Here is a 25,559-nt window from a genome sequence, read left to right on the forward strand (position 1 = left end):
GGAGTCAAGCGGCCAGGGCAAGGTGGGGTTCTCGCGAGGTCGGGAAGGCCACGGCCTCGTTGAACGGGAGGCGGTGAGAAAGGCAGTGGTGAAGGCAGCCGATCATCCGGTTGAAGAGGTTCCTCTGGGCGGCCGTGTGGCGGTCTCCGGCCTCGCGTCGGCGGTCATAATGGGCCCGCGCTCCCTCCGAGTGGGCCATCGCTGAGAAGGCCCACATGTAGCCGACGCCGGCCAGTCTCTGGTTCTTCACCCTGCGGGCCGTGACGGACACGCTCTTGCCGGAGGCCCTGGTGACGGGGGCGGATCCCGCGTACGCCTTCAGACCTCTGGCGTCGGCGAATCGGGTCCGGTCGTCGCCGATCTCAGCTAGCACCCGGGCCCCGCTGAGCGGTCCCAGTCCGGGGAAACTGGTGATGATCTCGGCGTCGGCATGGGCCTCGAACGCCTGCACTGTGGCTTCGGCGAGATCATCGGCGCTCGCGCACGCGGCCTCCAGTTGCCGAAGCAGCGCAAGTGCCTGGCGCCCCATGGCCTCCTCGACCAGGGGGAGATGACGCATTTGTGGAGCACGGAGTGCTCCGTGCAGACGCTCGACCTCCCTGTCGATGGTGTTCTTGCGGCCGGCCTTCTTCAGCACGGCCCGCAGTTGCGTCCGGCTCAGCTTGGCCGCCTGGCGCGGGGTGGGCGCCGCGGCCAGGAGAGCGCGGGCTATGGGGTGATAGATGCCCTCGCGGCGGTGGCCGACGGCGGCCAGATAGGTGGGGAAGTACTCGCGCAGGTGGGAGGTCAGCTTGTTGCCGGCCTGGGTTCGGTCCCAGACGGCGTCCTGTTGGGCACGGGCAAGGACCGCGACGGCCTGGGCCACCTCCGAGTCGGCGGGAAGCATGCGGTGAGCTGCGGCATCGGTGCGGAGGATGTTCGCCAGCACCATGGCGTCCAGGTGGTCGGACTTCTTGCGGGAGACCGTGTGCCGGTCCCGGTACCGGGCGGCGGCCATCGGATTGATGGCGTAGACGGGGCGGCCCGTCGCCCGCAGGCAGGCGACCAGAAGACCGCGGGAGGTCTCTATGGCCACCGGAACGGGATCCTGCGGATTGTCACCGTGCTCTGCGAGCATCCGAAGCAGCTGATCGAGCCCTTCCGCTGTGTCATCGATGCGAGCCCGGGCCAGCAGCGAACCCGTTTCGTCGACGATGGCTATGTCGTGGTGATCACTGGCCCAGTCGATGCCGCAGAACGCTCTCACTCGCCTCACGCTTTCTCATCGGATCTGTGTTGTGGCTGGTCACAGCCGTGCAGGGCATGCGTCTCTCTAATGGAAGGGCTCAGTGGCCCGACATCCGATTAGTCGTTCATGACCCCAGCGACCTGCGGGGCCCTCGGTCTTGGCCGGAGCTCGTGGCTCCCGAACACGTAAGAGGTAGTCCCCGCAGGGGGCTTGGACCACGATCATCATCGGTGATCAAGTGATCGCTCTCGATGCCGACTGCGAGCGCCAGCACACGTCAGTCTTCTTTGAGGGCTCAAGGGCCCGGATCAACGGAGGACGTCGTGCTGACGCCGGCGACCGGCATCGAGAAGGTGCTTTCAGCGAGCTCAGCTACCGCCCATTAGATCAATGGGCGCAAGAGGCACATCGCGGTGGACTGCCTGGGGCTGCTGCTGGCCGTAGTCGTCACTACCGCCGGGGTGCAGGACCGCGACGGCGCCTGCCCGCTGCTGGCCCTGCTGCGCGAGCGGTTCTCCACCATCACGCTGGTCTGGGCCCACGGCGGGTACGCCGGGCGGTTGGTGACCTGGGGCGCCCAGGTCCTACGGCTGACGGTGACCATCGTCAAACGCACTGACGACACCAAGGGCTTTGTCGTACTACCACGTCGTTGGGTGGTCGAGCGGTCGTTCGGCTGGTTGATGCGCTACCGCAGACTCGTACGCGACTACGAACGAAAGCCCGAACACCACGAGGCGATGGTGCTGTGGGCAACCACCTTCATCATGACCCGCAAGCTCACCCGTGAGCTGGCCGGCGCACCGTCCCATCCCCGCTGGGGCCAGGAACGACCACCAGCCGTTCGACATCAGCAGGCCGCATGAGAACCCTTTGTCTGCAGGCTCTGAGCGACAGGCGAAATCTGCGCGGCCGGTTGGGTGTTCGGCTTGATTCGCTGGGCGGCATAGATCACGAGAATGCCGGGCGCCGTGGCGTGACGCCACCGATTCGGCCGACTCCACGTCTTGTCCGGAATGCGGGCGCGAGATCCCGGGCCGGCGGCCGTCCACGCCAAAAAGGGCGTGAGCTTCACCCCTAGCCGCTCACGTACCCAACCACAACGGGTGGTCCAAAGCCGTGCGGGCACACGTCTCGAACTTGCGAATACGCTCCCAGGTCACGTCGGACAGACCGGCGGCGTCAGTCGGCCCGTCACGGAGCACGGTCTGCACGGAGCGAGAGACTGCCAAGGGGTGCCCAGGGGGATACACGCCAGTCGCGCACGCCCAGGTGGTCATGGCCCGTACAGCCTCGTGAGCCGCACGGGCCACATCGTCGGGTCCCTCCACCAGCACGAGAGCCAGCGCCTTGCTCGTGGCTGGCCTCATCTCGACGACTCGCCTGTACAGCTCTGCCGCTTCCACCCCAGGGTGGTTACCGGGAGCGCCCTCGTACGCCTGCACGGTGCTGATGGCCTCACCGTAATCCACAGCCGCCTCCACGAAAGTTGCGTACGCTTGCCGCCGCCCGTCTCGGCGCCAGTGCTCATGCTGCGAGCGGCGTTGCATGGTGCCGTTCCCGGCTAGGTGTTGCGGGTCAGGAGGTTGATGACGTTTCGCTGATCAGCGGATCTCGTTGCCGGGGTGCTCGCTGTCGTAGGTCTCACGGGCGCGGGCGATATGGGCCCTGTGTTCCAGTGACCAGTCGGCGAGCGCCTTGACAAGGTGGGTCAGGTTCGCGCCCGTCTCGGTGAGCCGGTAGTCGACCTGAGCCGGCACGGTCGGGTACACGGTCCGCAGGACCAGGCCGTCTCGCTCCAGTCGGCGCACCGTAAGGGTCAGCATGCGCTGGGAGATCCCGTCGATGGCGCGCTGTAGTTGCCGGAAGCGCCGCGGGCCGTTGGCGAGCTCGACGATGACGAGGACCGACCACTTGTCACCGACCCGGTCGAGGACGTCGCGGATTCCGCAGTCGGGGTGGTCCTGCTGTCCGCAGGGTTCGAGTTCAGCGGGTCCAGCGGTTACCTCGGTGTGCGTCACTGACACGAAACTGCCTCCTTGTGGGCCGGCCTCGGCCGGTTGAAGATCTCACCGTAGTTACTGAAGAGAACCACGGTAGGAGACAGAACCGAAATGATCATGGTGACTGGCGCGAACGGACAGCTCGCCTCTCTCACGCTTCAGGAGCTGGCCGGACGCCGCGTGCCCGCCCTGGGCGGCACTCGATCACCTGCGGACGGGCAGCGGCGACTCGACTTCGACGACCCCACGAGCCTCGACCTCACCGGTGTTACGACGCTGGTCCTCGTCTCGGCGGGGTATGCCGAGGACGACCAGGTCATTACCCGGCACCGGGCAGCTCTGGACGCTGCGGTGCGCGATGGTGTGAGCCACGTGGTGTACACCAGCCTGACCGGCGACGGTGACCATCTCGGCTTCGTCCTCGCGCACCGGGCCACCGAGCAGCTGATCAAGGCCAGTGGACTCGGGTGGACGGTCCTGCGCAACGGGCTCTATGCCGAACTCTTCGGGGCGCTGCTGACCTGGACCGCCGACGGCGTGGAATCCGCGTTCGGCGACGGGGCGCTCGCCGCTGTGGCGCGGGCGGACCTGGCCGCCGTCGCAGCCGTCGTGGCCAGCAATCCGACCGCGCACGCCGGCAAGACCTATGACCTGGTCGGCGAACCGATCACCGCCGTCGGCATCGCCGAATCCCTCGGAGTCGCGCACCGGACCATTGGGCTCGGGGAGTACCGGGCCCGACTCCTCGCTGACGACACGCTCCTGCCGTTCCAGCCGCCGATGCTCGCCTCGATCGCAACCAGTGTCCGCCACGGGTTCCTCAGCACCACCAGCCCCGACCTCGCCCAACTCCTCGGCCGACCACTCACCGACCCGCTCACCGTCGCCACGGACACCGCGGCCGCGATGCGCCCCGACGCCAGCTGACACGGATGGTTCACCGCAATGCGCCATTGTCCATCGAAGGCCGCCGTCGCCTGATCGAACGCTGCCGCACCCGACCGATCGCGCATGTCGCCGCCGAGATGGGTATCTCCCGGGCGTGCGCCTCGAAGTGGGTCAACCGCTATCGCCAACACGGGGACCTCGGATTGCTCGACCGATCCTCGACTCCATCCCGCCAGCCGACCGCAATCAACGCCGACGTCGTGGCGCAGATCGAAGCCCTGCGACGCAGGAACAAGTGGTCCGCCTCCCGAATCGCCTTTGAGCTTCAAGGAGACGGCTGGCAGATCAGCCGCCGCACCGTCTCGAGGTACCTGCGCACGCTCGGGCTGAACCATCGCCGGTTCCTCGACCCGAACGGAGAATCCAACCGCGAGCCACGGCGGATCACGGCCCGCCGGCCCGGACACATGGTCCACATCGACGTGAAGAAGGTCGGGCGGATCCCGGACGGCGGCGGTTGGCGAGCCCATGGCCGAGGGAGCGATCAAGCCAAGGCTGCCGAGCGTCGGAAGCGGAAGGGCCAGCGAGCCGGATACGCCTACCTGCACTCGGCCGTCGATGGGTACAGCCGACTCGCCTACACCGAATCGCCGAGCGATGAGAAGGCCAGCACCGCTGTTGCGTTCATGCACAGAGCGCGAGCCTGGTTCGCAGCACACGGCATCACTCGCATCGAGCGGATCGTCACCGACAACGGCTCCTGCTACCGAGCCGACGCCTTCGCTCGGGCTCTCCTCGGGTCACGGCACCAGCGGATCGCTCCATACACGCCCCGCCACAACGGCAAGGTAGAGCGATACAACCGGATCCTTGCCGAGGAGTTCCTCTACGCCAGGACCTGGCAATCCGAAGACCAACGAAGCCAGGCGCTCGACATGTGGAACATCCACTACAACTACCATCGGCCCCACAGCGGCGCGGGAGGGCAACCGCCAGCTGCCCGACTACGTGACGGCGTCACCAACGTCGTGGCCTCGTACAGCTAGGCGGCCGTCCACGCCACCCGGCCGTCGAACAACCCGGAACAACACCGAACAACCCCCTGTCGGCCGAAGCCGAAGGGGGCTGCTGCTTGCCGTACTCTCTGCCGGTCCAGTGTGTGAGATCGGTGCCGGGCGGACGTCTACGCCGCCCGGCCGCCGGCGATCAGCCGTTGTTCCGTCCCGTCCGCTGCGGCGGAGGGTACGCGTTTCCAAGCACGCCAGCAGCCCCCGCCGCGCGGAGCTCGCGGGGACGCATCTCCCACGTAAGGCGACCTCTGCAGTAGCCGGGCAGGCTCATGTTCCGCGAGTTGTACGTGCCGCCCTCCTCCACCATTTCCCGCGGGTACTTGGCGGCCATCTTCGGCAACACCCCGGACGCTTCCAGGTACTCGACCTCTGCCCACCCGCCCGCGCAGCGCGCCTGCGTCACGGAGGCGCCAGCCCGGACGGCCGCAATAGCCACGCGCCACCGGGCATCCGACGCCTCTCGCTGGATCTTGCCTCGCTCCGCTGGGCCCGTGTTCCGGGGCGTACCGGCCACGTTGTGAGCAGGGTCCTCCTCGACGATCACGCGGCTCTCCGCGTTGTCAGCGTCCTCACGGGTGTCGTGCCACTCGTCCGTACGGCGAGCGACGAGCGGCCACCAGTCCTTGCGCTGGTGAGCCCTCGCCCGCTCTTCCGGGTCGTACGCCGATCCGACATAGAGCAGCGTGCCGTCCTTCGCGAACAGCCGGTATACGGCTGCTGGCCTGACCTCGTTACTCGTCTGCTGTGCCGTCCTGTTCATCGGTAGACGCGTCCTCCGCACTCGTGGATTTCTTCCGCCTGCCCCACGGACCGGAGTGACCGCGGACGATGTCCTGCACCGTCCCCACCGACACGCCCAACGCCACGGCGATCTTGCGGAAGGACACCGGAGGCACCTCTGCTCGTAGGTCCAGCACGATGCGCCGCCGCTCGTTGCGGAGGTCGGGCTCGGCGTCGGTCTGCGCCTTGAGGAGCTCGCTGATGGCGCGCGCCTTCCTCATGGGGTCCTCGATCGCCTTCACCGCTTGCACGGCCTCGATCACCCTCTGAACCTCCTCGATCACGCCCGGCCCCCCATGGCGGACTCTCCAATGACGGGCTCTCTCCAATGAGCGGAAGCCTCTGCCTCGCTTTGTGAGCGGTGGAATCCCCTCAGGAAGGACGTGGGCCAGATGAGGCACCTTGTGAGCCAGGTGTCCATCGGTGACATCACAGTGGCCGCTTCGGCTGTGCGCTGGATTTTCCCCATTCGGTATAGCAGTGGTCGTAGTCGCTGTTCTGCTTGGCCTCCTCTGGTGGGACGCGCGCCGTCGGTCTCGGGTGCGACAGCAGGGATTACGGGCCGAGCGGTCCCCCCGAAGCCAGCGGCCTTTGAGGGCTGCAGATGATTTCGGGGAAGGTCTCAGCCCATATGAGATCAACCGGCCCTCTTCGCCAAGGGACGTACGCAAGGTTGACAACGGTGGGGCTTTTGGCAGTGGAGGACCCGGCGGCTGACCGGTCGGCGACATCGGCGGCACTTGCCGAGATCATCGCGTGGTCAAGATCTACTTTCGATACACGTCACGCCGCTTCGTACCGGTGGGCCCGTCCGCCGCGCCATTCGATCCAGTGCGCGTCGTCGAGGAGATCCCAGGCGTCGTTGAGGCCGGCCCGCCTCAGGAATTCGACGAGGTCCTGGTCGCTGTGTGCGAGGCCGACGGTTTGCCCGTTGATGGCGACACTGCGCCCGCCCGAGGGGGAGAGACCGTGGACGACTATCGGGACGCTCATCCCTCCAGGGTGGCCCGGGGCGATGGCGGGCGCATCCGGCTGGCCCAGGTGCGCGGGGCCCAGTCCGGCACGAGGATCGGTGTACGGGTGGTGGCCGGGTTGTCTGTCCCGGCCGCGGCTGGACCGCTGCCCGACCGGACCGCAGGGGGTTCTGGAGGTATGCATGCCGTTGACGATCTGGAACGGGGCCATCAGCTTTGACCTCGTCACTTCTCTGAACTAACGCGGCGTCGCTCAAATGACGTTGTCCAAGAGCCGATTGCCCAGCAGTGGAACAAGATCGTTCTATGACGCACGCGCCTTCGGCTGAGGGACTTCAGCCCTGGGCCATGGCCTCCAAGACGGCGCGGACCGCGTCGGTCAGTAGCTGTGCCAGAACCGTCGGTCTGTAACGCTCTGTGAGATCGGGATGTCATTGGGGGACTCGACACCATCCTCGTGCAGCTGCGACGGACCACCTTCTGCCGACGGTGAACACCGGCCCGACCTGGCTGGATGGTCACTACGGTCCAGCCTCATGACGATCACAACACGTACGGTCGAATACCCGGCCGATGCTCTCGCGATGATCGGGCACCTCGCGCTCCCTGCCGGTGATGAGCGTCGGCCCGCAGTCCTGATCGGGCCTGAGGGGATGGGGCTCAGCGACGTCGAGCGCCGCCGCGCCGATGCCCTGGCAGAGCTGGGATACGTGGCGCTGGCCTTTGACCTCCACGGCGGGCGCTATTTGGACAACCCCGAGGAGATGCTGGCCCGTTGCTTGCCGCTGCTCGCAGACCCCGACCGGCTGCGGGGCATTGGCCATGCGGCACTCGAGGTGCTGCGCGCCGAACCGCGGACCGACCTCGACCGGGTCGCCGCAATCGGCTACGGCACCGGGGGCGCGGTTGTGCTGGAACTCGGGCGCGATGGAGTCGACTTGCGCGCGATCGGTACAGTCAACGCGCTGACCACGGGCCGACCGGGCGAGGCGGCACGCATTCGCTGCCCCGTGTGGGCTGGGGTCGGATCGGAAGACCCGATCATGCCGCCCGCGCAACGGGAAGCGTTCACCGCCGAGATGCGGGACGCGGGCGTCGACTGGCGTTGCGTGGTCTACGGCGGGGCCCTGCACGCCTTCCACCACCCGCCGGTCAACCACACCACACCCCCGGGCGTCGGCTACCACCCACGACACGCACAGCGAGCCTGGCGCGACATCGTCGATCTGCTCGCCGAATGCCTGCCCGTAACAGAGTGATCAGATCGGCTTCTGGCGCTCACTCCTGCCCTCACCGACCGGGGAAGCTCCGGCCCGTACAGACAGCAGAGTCCGACGCATGCGTCATGGTCACCAGAGATGACCGAAAGACTCCTGGATACGTATCAGAGACACCCCGACCAGACATGAGCCCGCCCAACCCTGACCCCTGGCGAACGAACTTGCTCACCAGTTACAGAAGGTCACCGATCAAGGGAAATGACACAGGCACTCACCAGCTCCAGGCGGGTCAGCTCCCGTGCGGCGGACAGGATGTGGGTGGAGTCGGTGCGCTGGGTGCCGCGGCCCTTGAGCAAGCCGGCCCGCCGGATCCGGGTGAGCGCGAGGCCCAGCAGCCGGTCGGCGCGGTCGCCCTCGGCGAGCCGGTCGCGGAAGTCGGACAGGACGCTGTGGTGGAAGCCGGGGTCTTCCAGCTCCAGGCCGAGGGCGTACTTGAATTCGATGCGGCAGCGCACCGCCTCCCAGCGGTCGAGGCCGCCCGCGCCAGTCGATCATTTCCATAAACTATGAATATAAAAATGCTATGCTTCGAGCATGAGTCGTCAAGACACCGCTCCTGGCGCGTCCGCCGCCATCGGGGCAGCCCTCTACGGCCTGGCCACCAGGGCCGCGAGACGCCTGCCCCGGGACATGAGCCTGACGTCCGCCGCCACCCTGGCCACCCTGGACCGGACCGGCTCGCGGCGCATCACCGATCTGGCCGCGGTCGAGGGCGTCACCCAGCCCGCGATGACCACCCTGGTCCGGGTGATGGAGGAGTCCGGCCTGGTCGAGCGGCGGGGCGACGCGTCCGACAAGCGGGTCACGCTGGTGTGCCTGACCGAGGCCGGCGCCTCCTATGTCCGGACGCGGCGCCAGGTGGGCGTCCACGCGTTCGAGCGGTTGATCGGCGAGCTCACGGGCGACGAGGTCGAGGCGCTGGTGGCGGCCCTTCCGGCGCTGAAGCATCTGGCAGAGCTCGAAAGCCAGGACCGCGAAGGGGCGAAGCAGTGACCGGGCAGCCGGTCGGCGGGGTCGCGGTGAAGGCGTTCCCGGTGGCGCGTTCCGAGGCGCGGCTGCTGGTCCCCGCCCTGATGTTCATCGCTCTGGTCGTGGCGGCGGTCGCCAGCCTCGGGACGCCGCTCATCACCAGCGTGGCGACCTCGTTCCACGTCTCGCTCGGCAGCGCGCAGTGGACGCTGACCGTCGCGCTGCTCAGCGGCGCCGTCGCCACGCCGGTCCTGGGCCGGCTCGGAGCCGGCCCGCACCGGCGGGCCACGATCCTCGCCACGCTGGCGGTCGTCGTCGCCGGCAGCGCGCTCACCGTGCTGCCGCTGCCGTTCGCGTGGCTGCTGGCCGGCAGGGCGGTCCAGGGCGTCGGGCTCGGGCTGACGGCGCTGATGATGGGCGTGGCCCGGGACCACCTCCCCGAGGAGCGCAGCGCGGCCGTGATCGCCCTGATCTCGGTGGTCTCGATCATCGGGGCCGGCGTCGGCTACCCGCTGGCCGCACTGCTCGCCGAGCTCGGCGGGGTACGGGCCGCCTACGGCCTCGGCCTGGTCGTCACCGCCGCCGCTCTCCTGACCGCGTGGCGCTCCATGCCCGAAGCCCCCGAAGGCCGCTCCGCCCACGTGGACGTGGCAGGCGCGGTCGTCCTGGCCGCTGCGCTGCTCCTGGTGCTGTTCCTCGCCGGCGAACGGAATCTGTGGAGCCGGCACCTCGCCGTGGCGGCGGGCCTCGCCGTCGTCGCGGTGGTGCTGCTCTGCGTCTGGGCCGTCATCGAGCTGCGCAGCACGACGCCCCTGGTCGATGTGCGGGCGGTGCGGCACCCGGCGGTCGCCGGGGCGAACCTCGCCATGTTCGTCGGCGGGATCGGCATGTACCTCCTGCTCACGCTCATCACCCGGTACGCGCAGACGCCGCACGGCGCCGGCTACGGCTTCGGGCTGACGACCTTCGTCGCCGGGCTGGTCCTCATCCCGTTCTCGGTGCTGGGGTTCGTCGCCGGCAAGCTCACGCCGCGGGTCCGGACGCGGATCGCCGACCCCCTGCTCCTGGCCGGCAGCGCCGTCGTGGTCGGCGGCGGGTTCGCCCTGTTCGCGGCGGCCCGGTCGGACCTGGCCGAACTGTTCGCGGCGATGGGCGTGCTCGGCTTCGGCGTCGGCGGCTTCTCGGCCGCGATGCCCGGCGTCATCCTGGCCGTCACCCCCAAGAGCGAGACGTCGAGCGCCATGAGCTTCAACTACGTCGTCCGCAGCGTCGGGTACTCCCTGGGCAGCGCCATCGGCGGCCTGATCCTCGCCGCGGGCACCGGCCCCGGCCACCTCTTCCCCGACGACAGCGCTTACACCACCGCGGCGCTGGTCGGCATCGGCGCCATGGCGATCACGACGCTGACAAGCCTCGCTCTCGCCCGCCGACGCTCGTCCGAGACCACCCCGTAAGTCAGATGCACTCATCCCAACACTGGAGGTTCCATGCCCAAGGGCTACTGGGTCAGCGCCTACCGCACCATTTCAGACCCTGAGAAGCTGGCTGCTTACAACAAGCTGGCCGGTCCGGCCGTCGAGGCCGGGGGCGGTCGGGTCCTCGCCCGTGGCAGTCGGGTCGTGGCGCATGACGCCGGAATCGCCGAGCGCACCGTCCTGATCGAGTTCGACAGCTTCGAGCAGGCCGTCGCGGCGCACGAGAGTGCGGCCTACCAGGAGGCGCTGGTCGCCCTCTCCGACGGCGTCGAGCGCGACTTCCGCATCGTCGAAGGCATCGACTGACCGAGGTCCAGTCGGATCTTCACTGAAGGACTCTGGAGGCGGCCACTTCGCCCCGATCGAGCGGCCCGAACGCTACGCGGAAGAACTCCGCACCTTCTACAGGTCGCTACGGGGCTGACAGCGGCCGTCATGGCCCGTCGACGTGCCGGTGGTGCGGATGGCGATGTCGGCGAAGGCCGGCATGCCAAGATCGACTGCGGAGGAGCGGCGGGCCGCTTCGGTATCAAGTTGGTCCAGCTTGCTCCGAGCGCCAGCGAGGCTCACCTGGAGGCCCTCTACTTCACCCAGCCATCCTTCCTGTTCCGCCTCGGCGATGCGGGCGATCAGGTTGTCGCGGATGTCGGCCAGCCGTGGCCGTTGGGCTGGATCAGGCCGGAGGAGCGAGCATCTGACACAAGCTTCTCTGAAATTGGAGGCTGGGCGTCCCAGAGCCTCTGATCTGCAGCTCTCTGTAACCGAACTGGTGATGCCAGAGGAATCACAGCGAGTGTTCCGGAGAGCGAGAGCCGCTCCGCCTGCCGCCTCAGTACTGTGACTTCGCATGACCGACACCGAGATCGAGATCACCGCAGACCTGGTCCGCGACCTGCTGCAGGAGCAACATCCAGACCTTGCAGGGCTGGCCATCCGGGAGGTGGCGGGCGGCTGGGGCAACCAAATGTGGCGCCTCGGGGACGAGTTCGCCGTGCGCATGCAGCGCATGGACCCCACCCCCGAGCTCCAGCTCAAGGAGCGGCGGTGGCTACCGGTGCTGGCTCCGCGCTTGCCGCTCCCGGTGCCGACCCCGGTGCGGTTCGGTGAACCGTCCGAGCGCTTCCCCAAGCACTGGACCGTGATGACGTGGGTTCCCGGCGAGCCGCTGGACCACGGCTCGATCAGCCGCGGCGCCCACGCGGCCGACACGCTGGCGGGCTTCCTCCGGGCGCTCCATGTGGAGGCGCCCGCCGAGGCGCCGATCTCTACGGACTTCGGTGCCCATCCCAGGAGCTGCACGGACGGTTTCGAGAACTTCTTCCAGGCCGTTGTCCCCGACGACATCGCTGCCGACGTCCGGGCCCTCTGGGACGATGCCGTTGCGGCCGGTGCGTGGGAGGGCCCGCCGGTGTGGGTGCACGGCGACCTCCATCCCGCGAACGCCGTCGTGTCAGACGGAACGCTCTCGGGCATCGTCGACTTCGGCGCCATGTTCGCCGGCGATCCGGCGTGGGACCTCGCCGCCGCATGGGTGCTGCTGCCCGCAGGCATGGCCTCGCGGTTCTTCGACATGTACGCGCATGCAGACGAGGCGGCGATCTGGCGCGCCCGAGGGCTGGCCGCTATGAAGAGCCTCTTCCTGATGCTCATGGGGCAGAACGGAGATCGGGGCCTTCCCGGCGGCAAGCCGCACTGGGGACCTGCAGGCCGGGCGGCGCTTGATCGTGTTCTGAAGGGCGTTTGAGGCACGCTTCTTTAAACCTGTTCTCGATCTTTGTTGAGGGCCATGCGGCAGCCCACCTCCGTGGGTTCACCGATCACCACGCATGGTGGGGATGCCAAGGTCCACGGCCGTATGCTGCCCGTGGCCCCGATCAAGCTGGCTGAGCTTCTCCTCGGCGCCAGCCAGGCTGACTTGGAGACCCTCGACCTCGCCGAGCCAGCCTTCCGTCTCGGCTTCGGCGATTCGGGCGATCAAGTTGTCGCGGATCTCGGCAAGCCGTGCCCGTTGGGCCGGGTCAGGTCGGAGGAGCGAGCATCTGACACAAGCTTCTCTGAACTATCGCCTGGTTCCCGCCGAATGAGCTGTCGAGCTCATCCATGCCGGTAGGCGCGGGTCTCACGACTTCAGCACATCTTCCCGATCTTCAACGCTCGCGCCCGCTCTCCACCATTCTCCGGGCGGATGCGCTCGGCCAGGCAGTGCCGGTGGGAGATAATGGTGTGGCTTCCTGGACCGTCGCTGCTGCGCGAGTCCAGGACGAGGGCGTCTCCACCTGGGCCCAACGTGATCGGTTCACCACAGAAGTCGCAGCTCCTGACCAGCGACTCCAGGTCGGCAGGTCGGATGGTGAGCCGCACTGATACCGGCGGATGCCAGCGGTGGATATGCTCGATCACTGCATCGATCTGTGAACCGATGGGTGGAAAGAGCGCGAGTAGCTCGTCGTGGCTGCTCGTGGTCTGGGAGAACTGCTGGATCATGTCGATAGAGGCCGACAGGCCAGCGTTCTCGTAACCAACGATCTCAACGAGCACACCCCATGGGTGATGGCTGAGGACCCTGGCCTGCACCTTCTGGCCAGGCATGAGCGCCAGACTCTCCGTCTCGAATCTTTTCATGAACCGCTTCCCCATCCCTTAGCCCAGCAGGCCGCGCCTGGTGGCGCTCATGCGCGCGTGTTGTCGCCGTCGGAGCCGATCACCGCGCTCAGGGCTTGCAAAGCGTCATCGTATTGGTGACGGTCGGACTGGAACGGACCGAATGCCACATAGTCGCGGGCCTTGCGGTGCGGTTGCTCAAAGGCGTCCCAGGTCGCGAAGTCGGCCGTCGCGGTGATGCGGGCCATGAGGGGCCAGCATCCCCACTCTCCGCATTCACAACCGAGAACGGGTGTCTTCGGCCCCATCGCGTTGGTGGACCGTCCGAGGAAGTGATCCTGCATCGGGCCGAACCGGAAGAACTCCGGGATCAGACCGCCGTAGGCGTCGCCTGCGGGCTGCATCCCGGCGGCGATCTCGAACCCGTCGATCAGCTCGGTGAGTGGTGCTCCGTCGATGCGGGGGACGATCACGAGCGGGCCGCCGTCGCCACGATGCTGGCAGTCGAACCGGATGTCATTGCTGGTCATCCAGTGATTGTGTCAGCGAAGCCGTTCCCTCCGCCTGGGTGGATTGAGCTGCGGCTCTGCGCGGCATGCCGAGGTCGATCGCCGTACCGCCGGAAGCTCGTCGGTCCATCTGAGCAAGCTTGTCTTCGGCGCCAGCCAGGCTGACCCGGAGCCCTTCGACCTCGCCGAGCCAGCCCTCGCGCTCGGCCTCGGCGATGCGGGCGACGAGGTTGTCGCGGATCTCCTCCAACCGGCCGCGCTGGGCCGGTTCCGGCCGGAGAAGCGAGTAACGAACGCAAGCGTGTTCATGAACACAAGGGCTTGAAAAGGCGCGACCGCAGGTGCCGATGGAGACCTTGCGCTTCTCGAAGTGCGCGAGGAAAGCGTCCCACTCCTCCTCGGTCGGCGTCCGATACTCTTCGCTGGGCCGATTGGCCCGGCGACGGGCGATGAAGGCGCGGTGGGCCTCGATGGTCTCGGCCGGGTAGATCGCCTTGTAACCCGTCGTCGTGTCCAGGCTCTTATGCCCGCAGATCACTTGGGCGATGTGCGGTGGCAGACCGTTCATGATGGCGTCGGTCACGAAGATCCTGCGGAAGTCGTGCGGGGAGAAGACGAGCAGTTCTCCGCCGGCATCGGTCAGGCCCGTGGCGGCCAGTGCGTTGATCAGAAGCTTGCGGAGCGCGTCGGGGTGAAAGCGCGGTGTTCGGTGCCGATATCGCGCTGGAACAGCAGTGGCATCGGCGGGTTCCAGACCCGCTCGTGGACGTCGTAGGAGGTCACCAGCGGGATCGCACGGCTGCTTCCTCGCAGGCGGCGGATGATGGTGGAAAGGACGTCCGCCAGTTCCGGGCTGACCAGCAGGAGCCGTTCGCTGTCGGTCTTGAACGGGGCGACCTGCAGCAGGGGCACGACTTCGCCGGTGCTCGGGAGCCGGTATTCGGTGACGCTGTGGTGGGTCAGCTCCAGGAGCTCCTCGTTGCGGATGCCGGTCAGGCGTAGGACCTCGATCGCGGCGAAGGCCTAGAAGGGGATATGACGGCCGCGACCTGGATGGCCTGGCGGCTGAGCCGTCCGCAGACCCAGATGGGCTATGTCCAGATCACCGCGGTAGCGGGCTTCCTGCAGCTGGACCCGCGCCTCGCACAGCCGGTCCGGGTGGCTATGGCCAAGCGCGTGCCTCGGGTGAAGGTCGAGGAACACGCCTTCGCCCCAGCCGAGTTTGAGGAGGTCCGCCGCTCGGCAAGGCAGATGTTCCGTTCTGCGCTGCTGCGGATCCGGGAGCTCCGCCGGGCTCTTCGGCACCCGCGCCCAGCTCGCCGACAAGCCTTTCGCCCGTTCGGTCGGAGCCGTCGTCGGCATCTACGGCCTGCCCGAGGAAGAGGCCTGGTACGGCCGCTGGACGGTCGCCGGACGCCTGGAGGCGCAGGGGTGACGATGCGGATGCGACGGCGGCGCCTCGGTCGCAGGTAGTCGCTGATCGTCTGGTAGCTGCCGCGGTAGCCGAGTTCTTGGAGTTCAGCGTGCAGGTGGATCGCGTTGGTGGATCCGTCTGCCCAGCGTTTGTCCAGGTGAGGCTTGTAGGGGTCGAGTTGGCTGGGCCGGGGCTGGCGTCGTCTGCTCAGTAATTCGTCGGGGCTTGCTGCGCCATCCCTGTATCGCCACATACGAGAGGCAAGAGCGATGGATGAGGTCACCGAGCAGGCGCGTATCCCCGGTGTCCGGTATCGCAAGATCACCCGCTACCGGTCGGAGACGACCGTCATCGATGGCGTCCCTTCCACCCGCCGGGTGGCTTACGACGACTGGGAGCCGGTACCGCCCCGCGAGTGGGACGAGATGATCCTGCGCGGCGTCACGGGTCTGGCGGTCGTCGTCACCCTGATCGCGTTCGCCGGGACCACCGCGAGTGCCGGTGGCCTGCTCTCGCACATGGTCCACGGCGTCTTCGCGTACGGCATGGGCCTGGTCTCCACCTCTGTGTGGGTGGCCTGTCTCGCCGTTGGGTGGTTGCTGCGCATCGACCCCGACCGTGCGCGAGCCGCGAAGGTCGCTGGCTGGGCGGCCCTCCTGATCAGCATGGGCGCCGCCTTCACCGCGGCGCGGGTCGGCGCCGCCGGGCAGGGACCGAGCAGCCGGGTGAGGTGACCGCGCAGGACCTCGACGTCACCATCCCTCCCCGCACACCTATCCGGAAGGGCTTATTCCTGCGCTTCCGAGTCAGGGGGATCTCTTGGTTGGGTGAGGCTTGACCGATTGATCAGATCGTGCGGGCGGCCGACAACGGCCGTCGCAGAGCCAGGGGGAGTGAGTTTCAGTGGGCCTTTCTTCGGACTACCCGAACGTCGAGACGTGGGTGAAGAATCCCAGCGGCTACCAGACGGGCGCCGTCACCAAGTACAAGGGCAACATTTTCCGCGCCGCCTTCTGGGCCGACGAGCCGGGGGTGGGGGACCCGAACAAGAACGGCTGGCGCTTCTTCGACGAGCTCTACGACACGACCCCGCACCAGGAGACCGAGAAGGCGAACGTCATCGCCTACATCCCCTCCTGGCGGAAGAAGGAGGAGTTCGACTACGCCAAGGGCGAGATGTACCGGTTCCTCACGCACGGCATCGTCGCGTTCCTGACGTTCAGCGAGAAGGATTCCGGGGCCTTCGACGAGGACTCGCTCCGGGAGGTCGGCTCAGTCCTGTCGGACGTGCTGATGGCCGCGAACCTGTACGGGACCAAGGTCATGGTCGCGCTGGGCGGTGCGAACGACTACGCCTTCCTCGACCTGATGACGGAGGTCGGCAACGACCCGGCGTCCCCGAAGCTCGACAAGGCGGTCCGCACGGTCGTGGACTTCGTCACGCAGAACGGCCTGGACGGTGTCGACCTCGACCTCGAGTGCTGGTGGGGCCGGCCCGGACAGCAGGACCAGGGCGGCCGGATGAAGAGCGACGGGCCGCATCCCGCGGGCCCGGGCCTGACGCTGTTCGCGAAGAAGCTGCGCGATGCCATGCCGAAGAAGACCATCTCGGCAGCCGTCTTCGGCACCTCCTGGTACGGCAACAACTACGATCCCGACCTCGCCGAACACGTCGACTGGCTCGGCGTGATGACCTACGACCTGACCGGTTCCTGGAACCGGTCGCCGGTCGGCCCGCACACCGCGCTGCACGCGATCCGCAGCAAGGACACCGAGAAGATCCGCAAGGCGGACGTCTACCTGGAGTCCTACCTGGACGAACAGCAGGGCGGCTGGCCGACGGCGGGAGCGGGTGCGAAGCCCGACGCCCCGGATGACAAGGCCCTGGAGGACAACCCGATCCTCTCGGTCGAGGACTGCCTCTGGTACTGGACGAACCCCCTGTTCATGAACTGGCAGGGCAACGGGCATGGCATCGACCGCAAGAAGATCGCCGCCGGAGTGCCTGTGTACGGCTACGACTTCAGTGCGGCCAAGGAAGGGGACGACAAGACGGGCGACGTCCCGCCGGGCTACAAGGTGCTCCAGTACAAGGAGATCCTGGACGCGTTCCCGAACGCCCATGAGGCGAAGGACGCCAACATCAAGGTGAGCGGCGAGACTCCGCGCCCCCAGCTCAGCGAACCGCTGCCTGCGGGGACCTACCCGTACGCCCACAACATCTATTTCGAGACGCCGGAAACCGCCGTCGCCAAGCTGAAGTTCCTCAAGGACGTCGGCGCCCAGGGCGTCATCATCTGGGAACTGACCAACGACGTCTGGGAAGAGGGCAAGGGCGTCATCGAGGCGCTCTACCGCGCCTCGGGAAACCAGGTGCTCGAACCCGCACCGGGACACGAAGGGCCCACGCCGGTGGCCGGCAAATGTCTGTGGGACTCGACCGGATTCCTGGGGGAGGCGAAGAGTGCCCTGCAGTTCCAGGACGACGGCACCCAGGACAACGGCATGCGGCAGTTCTCCGCGCGCCTGTGGGACATCCCGGACGGCGTGGACTGGAAGGCGGCCGCGCAGAACGCACCGGCGGTGATCAAGCGGGAGTACTTCAACCGCCCCACGCGCATCGTGGACAAGGGGGCACTCGGACTCTGGGGAGAGTTCGACGTGCGCGACAAGGACGACGTCCCGGACTGGTTCTGGAGCCACGTCGAAAAGCAGGACGGCGCACCCGACGGACACACGCGCTACAGCTCGCGCCTCATGGGCCTCTCCCTCCACGACGACTGGAAGGAGTGCGCGAAGAAGACCCCCGCAGTCATCGCGGGTCAGTACTTCGACGAGCCGACGGAAATCGACGACCAGGGCATCGGCGGCCTCTGGGGCATCTTCGACGTCAGCGACGATCCGAGCCCGGTACCCGCGCCCACGACGCAGTCGCAGGGCGACAACGACTGCATGTACTGCCAGGTCAGCAGCGTCGCGGTCCCGGACGGCTGGCACAACGTGGAGCGGTTCAACCTCACGAACACGATGACCATCGGTGAGAACGCGCCGTTCCTGTATGCGGCGGTCACGAAGGACGACGAATCGGTCGACTTCCCCGACGGGGTCGTCATGAGCCTCAAGGACCCCGACGGGAACGCGTACGACAACGACGTCGACGAGGCCGTTCGACTCGTCAAGATGTCGGGCGACTCGGTGCGCCTTGTGGTCGTCAAGGATCCGCAGGCGGGCGACTGGACGATGACCATGAGCGTGGCCTCCGACGCCAAGTTCCACTGCGAGTGCAACACGGTTCCAAGCAAGGATGTCTACAACACCATGCTGGAGACCGCCCGCCGGAGGGACGGAGGGGCCGGCGGGATCGCCCCCCGCAGCATCGGCGGCGACATCCTCGCAGCATTCCTCGGCGTTGCCATCGCCGTGGTCCTCATTCCCGAGGCGGTCATCACCACCGCTCTGACCGTCGCCGTCGCCGGGGCGGGGCTTGTCGGGATGGGCTACAACGCCGTCAGGAAGAAGGACAGCGCGGAGAAGATGGGCACGGTCGCCGCCATCGTGAGCAAGATCGGCGACGAAGTCCGGCGCGACGGGTTCGAAGGCGTCCTGAAGTGCGTGGCGCTGATCGGAAAGAACATCAGCAAGGAGGAAGTCGACGTCATCCGCAGGCAGGAGAACTGGGACAAGCTCTACCCGTGGATCGGCGTACACATCCAGGTGTACAAGGTCGTGGAGCACATGACGGACCCGGAGAAGCAGAACTCCGTCCGTCACGTCTTCTGGCAGTGCATGCTCACCAAGAGGCTGGGCAAGGACTTCGCGACCGAAATGGGCAATGCGCACGAGGCCGGCAGGCCGGGTTCGGACGCGGACAACAAGGCGGACGAGCGGAACAACGAGATCGGCCAGCAGCTCGCCATGGACGTGGCCTCCGAGAACGACTGCCTGAAGCGCACCCTCGAACTCTGGGACGCGAAGAAGCTCGCCATCCGGCCCGACTACGAGGGGGACCCGACCTGACGCGGGTGCGATCCCTCGGGCCCGCCCGCCGTCCCGGACCCCCGGGGAGGACGGGGTGGGCCTTGGCGATAAGGGTGAGCTGGGCCTGTTGGCCGGCGAGGTCTTCGGGGTTCTTCCACAGTGCCCAGTGGGCCTTCTTCAGCGACTTCGAGCCGGGCGTGGCGCGGCCGGTGCCGCCGCGCTCGGCGTTCCAGACCTGGCGTCGTACGGTGTCGAGGGCGTCGGTGGCCCACTGGACGACGTGGAAGGGGTCCATGACGCGTACCGCCTGTGGGCAGCGTTCGGCCCCCGGCAGGTCCAGCTCGCCCGGGAGATGCACGACTCCGGCGAGCTGACCGTCCAGCAGATCGCCGACGACTTCGGCGTCACCCGCCCCACCATCTACCGCCACCTCAGCAAAGTCCCCAGCCAGACCCAGACGCCCGCGTAGCCCAGCAGCGTCGCAGCTCAGGAGCTACTTCGTTGTTTTTTCGGCGAGAACTGCCGGAACCCCTGGTACGCGGGCGGCTACACCGCCCGACGGCTCACCCACGCCTTCCTCCGCTGGGCCATGCGGTCCAAGCACATGACCGCCGTCGTTCCGCACCGTTCGACGAGCAACCCCGCTCCGATCGCCCAGCACCAGCGGCTCGCGCTGCTGCGACAGCTCGTGAACCACAACGACGTCCCACTTCAGGACCGCGTGGCCGCCGCGCTCGTCCTCCTCTACGCACAGCCGCTCACACGGGTCGCCAGGCTCGGCACCGACGACGTCCAGCACGAGGACGGCGAAGTCCTCGTCCGGCTCGGCGACCCGCCGTCGCCTGTCCCGGCCCCCCCTGTGCGGCAGTTCGCCGGGGTCGGTACTCAGACCATGCCGTTGTCGGGAGGCCTGGACGCGCTGCAGTCGCTGGCCGGCCACCTTGAACAGCCACGCCTGCGGCTTCTGCAGGTGGTTGACGTAGTCCCAGTAAGTGTGTGCGGCCAGCATCGTCTCCTGGGCCGCATCGTCGATGACCGCATGGTCCCCCTCAAGCCACAGCAGATAGCGTTTGACCTGCGGTTCCCAGCGCAGGAAGAACCGGTCGAATTCATCTGCGCGGGCCGTAAATGCACCTGCACGGGCCATGGGCTGCCCCCTCCTGCCGCCCGGGTCAACGCGTCCGATTGGGAGTACCAGTGCGTTCCCCGATGACCGTCCGCCGTCCGTGGGCGACATCTTCCACCTGAACCCGGCGGTCCGGCAGCCTGCGCAACAACACCGAGAGGGTGGCGCGCCGCTCGCGCTCCATTCCGTTGGCGGTCCGTCCGCGGGCCAGTTCGTGGAGCACGTCCCACAGCCCCGCGCCGTTCTTCCGGGGCCGCAAGACCAACCCAAGCAGGACGATCGCGACTGAACTGCCCGCCACATTCAGCACCTCCGGACCCACCAGCACTCCATTCGTGACCGCCGGGACCCAGCGCCCCGACTCTGCCCACTACAGGCAGCGCGGGACGGGAAAGGGTGAACGCCGCATGAGATTATCCGGTGTGGCGCTGGTCACGTTCTGTGCCTGGGCTGAGCGCGCTACTTGGGCAGGCTGGCCAAGTAGCGCGCTCAGGGTTCCGCGCCGCGCACATCGCTCGCAGGGAGCAGATCTCAGAGCGGTGTTAGGTCAGCCAGCCCAGGGGATCGGACTCGCTTGAGCACATGGAGTTCCGACTTCTGCGAGGTCGGCCACATGTCGACGAGGTACCTCGGTCCGGCTGGTCCGGATGACGACGCTTCTGGAAGGGAAGGCGGTCCGCGCACGTCGCCTACCGCACGGCAACGTAATCCCCGGCCGACGACTTCGCCCCGGAGGTGGAGTTCCCGTAGTACGTCCACCGCCATGTCCCCGGCCCAGTGGCCTTCACCGTGGTCTTGAGCGCCCCAGTTGTACTCGACGTCGCTTTCTTGACCGTTATGTACGAGGATGCGCCCGCCGCCTTGAACTGCAGGCTGACCGTTCGGCCCGCGTACCCCTGGTAGGTGTGGGTGTCCCAGTTCGCCCGTGTGACCCGCCCGGTCACGGTGATCGTCTTCCCTCTCGCGACCGGCTCCGGCGAGGCGTTGACAGTGACGCGTGTGGCCCGCTTGACCTGCAACGGGAGGTCCTCGTCGTCAGTGTCGTGGGCGTCACCGGCGAGAAAGACCCGAGCAGCAGTTCCCCAGGTGCCGGCGTCCTCGTTCCCGAAGTCAAGGTTCCGCGGGTCGATGTACAGCCATTCCTCGAAGTCGCAGATTCCGTTCGCCCGGTCCACGACCTCACAGGCGCTGGTGATGACGGAGCTGTGCAGCGTCTCCCCAGTGTCGAGCTTCCCCCGGTAGGGGAACACCGTAGGCCCGAAGTTGTATCTGAGCTTGGTCGTCATCCGGAAGACCGCATGCACCTCGACCTCCTCCTTGACCCCGATCACGATCGGCTTCCCGCCGTTCACCGAGACCCGGGAGAAGGAGACCCCACCCTCCGCCGCCCCAGCCGGCATCGCCGCCACCCCTGTGAACACGACCGCCGCTCCACCGGCCACCACCGCTTTCCACATCGTCTTCCCCATCTTCGAGCTCGCCCTTTCCCCTGCAGCCTGGACCGAACGCGTAGGCGCACCGGCCGGAGGTTCATCCTCGCGGCTGACTGTGGGACAGGAGAGGGCTGTACACGGTTGTACGCGGTGCGGGAACGATTTGATCACCACCCCCCGATCCGGAAGGTACCGGCTGGCCGCCTGCCGCCGGTACGAGAACCGCGTCAGCGCCCTCCCGACGGCTACAGCCGGATCGTGATCAAGCCCGCGATAGGTTTTGCTGCTGCACGGCCCGACGGCACTTCGAGGCCGGCCTCCAGAACGTGGTCCAAGGACGACACGTCGAGCGTGGGCGGCTCCGTGGCGACGTGCGCCTGCGCATTCACGTCGACGTTCGCCTCGGTCCGGATCCCGCGGCTCTCCCCGCGGCGGCACGCTACCTGCCACTCGGATGTGGAAGCATGCCGTCCATGTCCACCGATCCCATAGACGCGGCCGCTGTGGCACACACGGCCCGCCTCGTTGCCGCGGTCCCCACCCCCCTCGGCGCCGCGGACGCCGACGCTCCGCGCATCCAGTACGGGCCCGGCCACAGGCTGCTCGTCCAGCGCGGGGACGACGAGCTCGCCGTGGTCGGGCTCGGCCCGACAGGGCAGGAGCACGGCGCCGAGTTCCGCTTCCCCGCCCCCTGGCCTCGGCCCTTCGGCGATGTCACCGTCTCTCCCACGGGCGACCTCGCCGTGTTCAGCGGCGTGCACGCCGTACGGGCCGTGGACCGGACAGGCAAGGTCCACTGGGAGCTCCCGCACGGGTGCTGGTCCGCCGCCAAGTGCACGGCGGCCGATGCCTCGTTCGAGGAGTACGTGGACGACTCGCGGCATCGGCGCGCAGGCCGCGGTTCCGCCGCGTTCAGCCCGGACGGCAAGCTGGTGTGGGCCCATGTGCGGCACGCACAGGACTGGCCGCACGAGGAGTGGCTGGTCCTCGACGCGGCCGACGGGTCGGTGCTCGGCCGGACCAGGACCTCGACCGTGGGTTCGGCGTCCGCCCACTTCCCGCATCCCGACGGCTCGTACATGGGACTGACCGTCGGTGAGGGGCATGAGGACTCCCCTTCCCTGTGGGGGCATTGGGACGGTACCGACCTGGGCTTCGAACGCATCGAAGGGGTACTGCTGCAGGACGTCAGTCCGTCCGGTGGGCACTTCCTGTGCACGGATCCCGGCCAGTGGGCGCTGTATCTGCACGAGTCCCCCGGCGCGCAGGAGGCCGGACGCCTCAACGCCAGGGATGTCGTGCCACCCGCGCCGGGTGAGGACATGGCGCGCTGGGATTACGAGGGCGCCTACCCCTACGAGGACGGCGCCGTCGTCAGCACCGATGGGCACACCGCCGAGCCCCGTCACTGGCTCGTGGACCCGGGCACACTCGCCCTGCGCGGGCGGATCGTCTACTCCCTGCCGGTCTCGGGCAGCCCATTGCCGGCCGGCCCCGGCCTGTGGGCCACCCTCGCCGAGGACCGCACGGCCGTGCACCTGTGGAGTCTGGCCGACGCGAGCTGAGCGCGTCCCGCGACGCGAACGCCCGGCCGGGGAAGCTCCCCGGCCGGGCGTCCTGCTTGCGTGTCTGGCGGCGCTGGTGGTGCCAGCCGCCCCAGGTTCGGCCTTCGAAGTGGGCCAGGCCCAGGGCCTGCTTCATCTCCCGGTAGTCGTGCTCGATGCGCCGGCGGAGTTTGGCGAGCCGGACCAGCGTGGTCACAGGCATGCCGGAGGGCAGGTCGGACAGCCAGAACCCGATTGGCTCGGGTTCACCGGCGGGCCGGACGCGCAAGGTCACGAAGCGGGAGTAGACGCGCTTGAAGCCGGAGCGGCCGGTGCCGGGCCGGGAGCCTTCCCACCACTGCACTCCTCGTGCGGCCTTCCTCCCCGCTGCGATGACCAGCTCCTTCACCGACTGCGGCTTGTCGGGATACTTGGCCACCGGTGGGCGTCCGGTCCCGGAGTACGGCTCGGTCACCGGCACCGCGCCGGCGGGCTGGGCCGACAGCGTGCTGGAGATCCCCACCACGTAGTTCAGGCCGCGGGCCTGCACCCCGTGCCGGAACGCGGCGGCGTCGCCGTATCCGGCGTCCGCGATGGCCAGCGGCACCTCGATGCCCCACGAGCGGGTCTCATCGAGCATGTCCAGAGCCAGCTGCCACTTCTCCACGTGCCCGACATCCTCGGGGATCTGGCAGACGGCACGCCGGGCGGCCTTGTCCGGATCGGCCATCGGCGAGTGGGGGATCCCATGTCTCGGGCAGGAACAGCCGCCAGTTGACGGCCGCCGAGGCGTGGTCGGACGCGAGGTGCAGTGAGACGCCGACCTGGCAGTTGGTGACCTTGCCGGCGGTGCCGGTGTACTGCCGCGACACACACGCCGAAGCGGTCCCGTCCTTCAAGAACCCCGTGTCGTCGAAAATGAGCGCGGACGGCCGGATCGCCGCTTCCATTCTCCAGGCCACCCTGGCCCGCACATGCGCCGGATCCCACGGGCTGGTGGTCACGAAATTGGCCAGCGCCTGCCGATTCCCGTCCTCACCCAGCCGGGCCGCCATCGGCTCGACCGACTTGCGCCGACCGTCGGTCAACAACCCCCTCAGGTAGACCTGCCCCCACCGACGCTGATCCTTCCGCGCGAACGGCTCGAACACCTCCGCCGCGAACGCCTCCAACTCACCACGCACCACAGCAATTTCGTCCGGAGTCACACACTCCCAACGCCACACCAGGCCAGAAGGACACGCACCACCGCAACCAACCTGACCAAGCACTACTAGTCCTGGGCTGTTCCGAGGGCGTTTCGCAGGAACGCCGTGGCCTGGTCGATGGCTCCGCGAGCGGCTTTGGACCGGCTCAGCGAGTTGAGCATCATGAAGTCGTGGACCGTGCCGTCATAGCGCACGGTGGTTACCGGCACGCCGGCTGCTCGGAGTTTGGCGGCGAATGCCTCGCCCTCGTCGCGGAGCACGTCGGCCTCGTCGACGATCAGCAGGGCGGGCGGCAGGCCGGTGAGCTGGTCGATGGCGGCGCGGTTGGGAGATGCGGTGATCTCCGCGCGCTGGTCCAGGTCGGTCGTGTACGCGTCCCAGAACCACTCCATCAGCTTGCGGCTCAGGTAGTAGCCAGTGGCGAACTGGTCGTAGGATTCGGTGTTCATGGCCGCGTCCGTGACGGGGTAGTACATCGACTGCTGTACGAACGTGACGTCACCGCGTTCCTTGGCCATGAGGGCGAGTGCGGCCGTCATGTTTCCGCCGACCGATTCCCCGGCCACTGCCATGCGCTGTGCATCCAGCCCCTTGGACGCACCCTCGCGGCCGATCCACTTAGCGGTGGCGTAGCCCTGCTCGATGGCCACGGGGTAGTGCGCCTCGGGCGACGGTGTGTACTCCACGAATGCCACCGCCGCACGGGCGCCGACCGCCAACTCGCGCACCAGGCGGTCGTGCGTGCCGGCATTGCCGAGTACCCAGCCACCGCCATGCATGTACAGCACGACAGGCAGCGTTCCAGTGGCACCCCGCGGCTTGACGATGCGGACCCGTACGTCTCCCACGGAAGCGGGAACGGTGACCCACTCCTCGTCGACGGGCAGCTTGTCGACCGGTGCGGCCTGGAGGTCGTCGAGGACCTTGCGTGCCGCGGTGGGTTTCAGCTCGTACAGGAACGGGTGTTGCGAGGTTGCGTCGGCGATGTCCTGTGCCTCGGGCTCAAGGACGATTGATGCGGTCTGAGCAGCCATGGGAATGCTCCCTGGGGTCCGAGTAACGCATGGTGACGAGCGCAG

The 25,559-nt window shown here is 67.8% G+C and carries 28 protein-coding genes and 3 pseudogenes; 14 read left to right on the forward strand and 17 right to left on the reverse strand.

The features are described 5' to 3' along the window. Positions 1–4 precede the first annotated feature (4 nt). Positions 5–1,246 carry an IS110 family transposase gene (locus tag ACNPQM_RS23900; RefSeq protein WP_418085694.1) on the reverse strand — a complete coding sequence of 414 codons (1,242 nt, stop codon included), beginning with the start codon at positions 1,244–1,246 and terminating at the stop codon, positions 5–7. 368 nt (positions 1,247–1,614) lie between these two features. On the opposite strand from ACNPQM_RS23900, the gene ACNPQM_RS23905 reads away from it, so the two are divergent. Continuing rightward, the gene (locus ACNPQM_RS23905) at positions 1,615–2,094 is read left to right on the forward strand and encodes a transposase (RefSeq protein ID WP_418085695.1); all 480 of its coding nucleotides are present in this window, start codon (positions 1,615–1,617) and stop codon (positions 2,092–2,094) included. 738 nt (positions 2,095–2,832) lie between these two features. Here ACNPQM_RS23905 and ACNPQM_RS23910 read toward each other — a convergent pair. Further along, complete coding sequence (locus ACNPQM_RS23910) at positions 2,833–3,255, reverse strand: winged helix-turn-helix transcriptional regulator (RefSeq protein ID WP_418085646.1); 423 nt, start codon at positions 3,253–3,255, stop codon at positions 2,833–2,835. Positions 3,256–3,342: 87 nt separating this feature from the next. On the opposite strand from ACNPQM_RS23910, the gene ACNPQM_RS23915 reads away from it, so the two are divergent. After that, positions 3,343–4,158: an NAD(P)H-binding protein gene (locus tag ACNPQM_RS23915; protein WP_418085647.1), complete on the forward strand. Its 816-nt coding sequence runs from the start codon at positions 3,343–3,345 to the stop codon at positions 4,156–4,158. Between the two features lie 5 nt (positions 4,159–4,163). Beyond that, a complete protein-coding gene (locus ACNPQM_RS23920) occupies positions 4,164–5,165 on the forward strand; it encodes an IS481 family transposase (RefSeq protein ID WP_418085648.1) in 1,002 nt (333 codons plus the stop codon). A gap of 160 nt (positions 5,166–5,325) precedes the next feature. Here the strand turns inward: ACNPQM_RS23920 and ACNPQM_RS23925 are convergent, their stop codons facing one another. From ACNPQM_RS23925 to ACNPQM_RS23935, 3 genes are all read right to left on the reverse strand, one after another. Continuing rightward, positions 5,326–5,949, reverse strand: a complete 624-nt coding sequence (locus ACNPQM_RS23925; protein ID WP_418085649.1) for a GIY-YIG nuclease family protein — start codon at positions 5,947–5,949, stop codon at positions 5,326–5,328. Next, positions 5,921–6,232, reverse strand: a complete 312-nt coding sequence (locus ACNPQM_RS23930) for a hypothetical protein (RefSeq protein ID WP_418085650.1) — start codon at positions 6,230–6,232, stop codon at positions 5,921–5,923. Before ACNPQM_RS23930 ends, ACNPQM_RS23925 begins: the two co-directional genes overlap by 29 nt. A 520-nt stretch (positions 6,233–6,752) precedes the next feature. Then, positions 6,753–6,962: a hypothetical protein gene (locus ACNPQM_RS23935; RefSeq protein WP_418085651.1), complete on the reverse strand. Its 210-nt coding sequence runs from the start codon at positions 6,960–6,962 to the stop codon at positions 6,753–6,755. Between the two features lie 517 nt (positions 6,963–7,479). On the opposite strand from ACNPQM_RS23935, the gene ACNPQM_RS23940 reads away from it, so the two are divergent. Next, entirely contained in the window at positions 7,480–8,202 is a 723-nt protein-coding gene (locus ACNPQM_RS23940; RefSeq protein WP_418085652.1) for a dienelactone hydrolase family protein, read from the forward strand. A 230-nt stretch (positions 8,203–8,432) separates the two neighbouring features. Here the strand turns inward: ACNPQM_RS23940 and ACNPQM_RS23945 are convergent. Further along, positions 8,433–8,684: pseudogene (locus ACNPQM_RS23945) on the reverse strand (transposase); the annotation flags it as partial. 169 nt (positions 8,685–8,853) lie between these two features. Between ACNPQM_RS23945 and ACNPQM_RS23950 the strand changes: the two are divergent. From ACNPQM_RS23950 to ACNPQM_RS23970, 5 genes are all read left to right on the forward strand, one after another. After that, a complete protein-coding gene (locus ACNPQM_RS23950; RefSeq protein ID WP_418085696.1) occupies positions 8,854–9,216 on the forward strand; it encodes a MarR family winged helix-turn-helix transcriptional regulator in 363 nt (120 codons plus the stop codon). Beyond that, positions 9,213–10,646, forward strand: coding sequence for an MFS transporter (locus ACNPQM_RS23955; RefSeq protein ID WP_418085653.1), 1,434 nt, complete (start codon positions 9,213–9,215; stop codon positions 10,644–10,646). Before ACNPQM_RS23950 ends, ACNPQM_RS23955 begins: the two co-directional genes overlap by 4 nt. A gap of 33 nt (positions 10,647–10,679) precedes the next feature. Further along, positions 10,680–10,973: a DUF1330 domain-containing protein gene (locus tag ACNPQM_RS23960; protein WP_143604950.1), complete on the forward strand. Its 294-nt coding sequence runs from the start codon at positions 10,680–10,682 to the stop codon at positions 10,971–10,973. Positions 10,974–11,102: 129 nt separating this feature from the next. Next, positions 11,103–11,411 carry a hypothetical protein gene (locus ACNPQM_RS23965; protein ID WP_418085654.1) on the forward strand — a complete coding sequence of 103 codons (309 nt, stop codon included), beginning with the start codon at positions 11,103–11,105 and terminating at the stop codon, positions 11,409–11,411. Between the two features lie 103 nt (positions 11,412–11,514). After that, positions 11,515–12,411 (forward strand): aminoglycoside phosphotransferase family protein, encoded by an 897-nt coding sequence (locus ACNPQM_RS23970; RefSeq protein ID WP_418085655.1) that lies wholly within the window; start codon positions 11,515–11,517, stop codon positions 12,409–12,411. A 66-nt stretch (positions 12,412–12,477) separates the two neighbouring features. Here the strand turns inward: ACNPQM_RS23970 and ACNPQM_RS23975 are convergent, their stop codons facing one another. From ACNPQM_RS23975 to ACNPQM_RS23995, 5 genes are all read right to left on the reverse strand, one after another. After that, the gene (locus tag ACNPQM_RS23975; RefSeq protein WP_418085656.1) at positions 12,478–12,645 is read right to left on the reverse strand and encodes a hypothetical protein; all 168 of its coding nucleotides are present in this window, start codon (positions 12,643–12,645) and stop codon (positions 12,478–12,480) included. Positions 12,646–12,794: 149 nt separating this feature from the next. Next, positions 12,795–13,289: a hypothetical protein gene (locus ACNPQM_RS23980; RefSeq protein ID WP_418085657.1), complete on the reverse strand. Its 495-nt coding sequence runs from the start codon at positions 13,287–13,289 to the stop codon at positions 12,795–12,797. Positions 13,290–13,336: 47 nt separating this feature from the next. Continuing rightward, positions 13,337–13,798 carry a hypothetical protein gene (locus tag ACNPQM_RS23985; RefSeq protein WP_418085658.1) on the reverse strand — a complete coding sequence of 154 codons (462 nt, stop codon included), beginning with the start codon at positions 13,796–13,798 and terminating at the stop codon, positions 13,337–13,339. Continuing rightward, complete coding sequence (locus ACNPQM_RS23990; RefSeq protein WP_418085697.1) at positions 13,785–14,531, reverse strand: tyrosine-type recombinase/integrase; 747 nt, start codon at positions 14,529–14,531, stop codon at positions 13,785–13,787. Before ACNPQM_RS23990 ends, ACNPQM_RS23985 begins: the two co-directional genes overlap by 14 nt. Continuing rightward, entirely contained in the window at positions 14,444–14,689 is a 246-nt protein-coding gene (locus tag ACNPQM_RS23995; protein WP_418085659.1) for a hypothetical protein, read from the reverse strand. Before ACNPQM_RS23995 ends, ACNPQM_RS23990 begins: the two co-directional genes overlap by 88 nt. A 310-nt stretch (positions 14,690–14,999) precedes the next feature. Between ACNPQM_RS23995 and ACNPQM_RS24000 the strand changes: the two genes are divergently transcribed. The 3 genes from ACNPQM_RS24000 to ACNPQM_RS24010 all read left to right on the forward strand — a co-directional run bounded on the left by ACNPQM_RS24000 (position 15,000) and on the right by ACNPQM_RS24010 (position 19,208). Next, positions 15,000–15,212 (forward strand): hypothetical protein, encoded by a 213-nt coding sequence (locus ACNPQM_RS24000; protein WP_418085660.1) that lies wholly within the window; start codon positions 15,000–15,002, stop codon positions 15,210–15,212. 248 nt (positions 15,213–15,460) lie between these two features. Further along, positions 15,461–15,925, forward strand: a complete 465-nt coding sequence (locus ACNPQM_RS24005; RefSeq protein WP_418085661.1) for a hypothetical protein — start codon at positions 15,461–15,463, stop codon at positions 15,923–15,925. A 169-nt stretch (positions 15,926–16,094) separates the two neighbouring features. Continuing rightward, on the forward strand, positions 16,095–19,208 hold the full coding sequence (locus ACNPQM_RS24010) for a glycoside hydrolase family 18 protein (RefSeq protein ID WP_418085662.1): 3,114 nt from the start codon (positions 16,095–16,097) through the stop codon (positions 19,206–19,208). A 46-nt stretch (positions 19,209–19,254) separates the two neighbouring features. On the opposite strand, the pseudogene ACNPQM_RS24015 reads toward ACNPQM_RS24010, so the two are convergent. Continuing rightward, positions 19,255–19,494, reverse strand: a pseudogene (locus ACNPQM_RS24015) (transposase); the annotation flags it as partial. On the opposite strand from ACNPQM_RS24015, the gene ACNPQM_RS24020 reads away from it, so the two are divergent. Continuing rightward, on the forward strand, positions 19,450–19,638 hold the full coding sequence (locus tag ACNPQM_RS24020; RefSeq protein WP_418085698.1) for a helix-turn-helix domain-containing protein: 189 nt from the start codon (positions 19,450–19,452) through the stop codon (positions 19,636–19,638). The pseudogene ACNPQM_RS24015 and the gene ACNPQM_RS24020 overlap by 45 nt on opposite strands. Before the next feature lie 24 nt (positions 19,639–19,662). Here the strand turns inward: ACNPQM_RS24020 and ACNPQM_RS24025 are convergent, their stop codons facing one another. From ACNPQM_RS24025 to ACNPQM_RS24035, 3 genes are all read right to left on the reverse strand, one after another. Continuing rightward, entirely contained in the window at positions 19,663–20,316 is a 654-nt protein-coding gene (locus ACNPQM_RS24025; protein ID WP_418085663.1) for an RNA polymerase sigma factor, read from the reverse strand. Positions 20,317–20,341: 25 nt separating this feature from the next. Further along, positions 20,342–20,617, reverse strand: a complete 276-nt coding sequence (locus tag ACNPQM_RS24030; protein WP_418085664.1) for a hypothetical protein — start codon at positions 20,615–20,617, stop codon at positions 20,342–20,344. Positions 20,618–20,984: 367 nt separating this feature from the next. Next, complete coding sequence (locus tag ACNPQM_RS24035; RefSeq protein WP_418085665.1) at positions 20,985–21,764, reverse strand: hypothetical protein; 780 nt, start codon at positions 21,762–21,764, stop codon at positions 20,985–20,987. A 437-nt stretch (positions 21,765–22,201) separates the two neighbouring features. Here ACNPQM_RS24035 and ACNPQM_RS24040 point away from each other — a divergent pair, with 437 nt between their 5' ends. Then, the gene (locus tag ACNPQM_RS24040; protein WP_418085666.1) at positions 22,202–23,293 is read left to right on the forward strand and encodes a hypothetical protein; all 1,092 of its coding nucleotides are present in this window, start codon (positions 22,202–22,204) and stop codon (positions 23,291–23,293) included. On the opposite strand, the pseudogene ACNPQM_RS24045 reads toward ACNPQM_RS24040, so the two are convergent. Continuing rightward, positions 23,235–24,480 (reverse strand): annotated as a pseudogene (locus ACNPQM_RS24045) (IS701 family transposase); the annotation flags it as partial. The gene ACNPQM_RS24040 and the pseudogene ACNPQM_RS24045 overlap by 59 nt on opposite strands. Positions 24,481–24,545: 65 nt before the next feature. After that, entirely contained in the window at positions 24,546–25,514 is a 969-nt protein-coding gene (locus ACNPQM_RS24050; RefSeq protein WP_418085667.1) for an alpha/beta hydrolase, read from the reverse strand. Between the last annotated feature and the right edge of the window lie 45 nt (positions 25,515–25,559).

It is taken from the genome of Streptomyces sp. NPDC056231, from assembly GCF_048270745.1.
GTDB lineage: Bacteria > Actinomycetota > Actinomycetes > Streptomycetales > Streptomycetaceae > Streptomyces.

Bases quoted from the DNA above. Each gene is read 5' to 3' on its own strand.
- ACNPQM_RS23915 (WP_418085647.1), top strand. From the start codon at position 3,343: ATGATCATGGTGACTGGCGCGAACGGACAGCTCGCCTCTCTCACGCTT.
- ACNPQM_RS23920 (WP_418085648.1), top strand. From the start codon at position 4,164: ATGGTTCACCGCAATGCGCCATTGTCCATCGAAGGCCGCCGTCGCCTG.
- ACNPQM_RS23925 (WP_418085649.1), bottom strand. From the start codon at position 5,949: ATGAACAGGACGGCACAGCAGACGAGTAACGAGGTCAGGCCAGCAGCC.
- ACNPQM_RS23935 (WP_418085651.1), bottom strand. From the start codon at position 6,962: ATGAGCGTCCCGATAGTCGTCCACGGTCTCTCCCCCTCGGGCGGGCGC.
- ACNPQM_RS23940 (WP_418085652.1), top strand. From the start codon at position 7,480: ATGACGATCACAACACGTACGGTCGAATACCCGGCCGATGCTCTCGCG.
- ACNPQM_RS23950 (WP_418085696.1), top strand. From the start codon at position 8,854: ATGAGCCTGACGTCCGCCGCCACCCTGGCCACCCTGGACCGGACCGGC.
- ACNPQM_RS23960 (WP_143604950.1), top strand. From the start codon at position 10,680: ATGCCCAAGGGCTACTGGGTCAGCGCCTACCGCACCATTTCAGACCCT.
- ACNPQM_RS23965 (WP_418085654.1), top strand. From the start codon at position 11,103: ATGGCCCGTCGACGTGCCGGTGGTGCGGATGGCGATGTCGGCGAAGGC.
- ACNPQM_RS23970 (WP_418085655.1), top strand. From the start codon at position 11,515: ATGACCGACACCGAGATCGAGATCACCGCAGACCTGGTCCGCGACCTG.
- ACNPQM_RS23980 (WP_418085657.1), bottom strand. From the start codon at position 13,289: ATGAAAAGATTCGAGACGGAGAGTCTGGCGCTCATGCCTGGCCAGAAG.
- ACNPQM_RS23985 (WP_418085658.1), bottom strand. From the start codon at position 13,798: ATGACCAGCAATGACATCCGGTTCGACTGCCAGCATCGTGGCGACGGC.
- ACNPQM_RS24005 (WP_418085661.1), top strand. From the start codon at position 15,461: ATGGATGAGGTCACCGAGCAGGCGCGTATCCCCGGTGTCCGGTATCGC.
- ACNPQM_RS24025 (WP_418085663.1), bottom strand. From the start codon at position 20,316: ATGGCCCGTGCAGGTGCATTTACGGCCCGCGCAGATGAATTCGACCGG.
- ACNPQM_RS24035 (WP_418085665.1), bottom strand. From the start codon at position 21,764: ATGGGGAAGACGATGTGGAAAGCGGTGGTGGCCGGTGGAGCGGCGGTC.
- ACNPQM_RS24040 (WP_418085666.1), top strand. From the start codon at position 22,202: ATGTCCACCGATCCCATAGACGCGGCCGCTGTGGCACACACGGCCCGC.
- ACNPQM_RS24050 (WP_418085667.1), bottom strand. From the start codon at position 25,514: ATGGCTGCTCAGACCGCATCAATCGTCCTTGAGCCCGAGGCACAGGAC.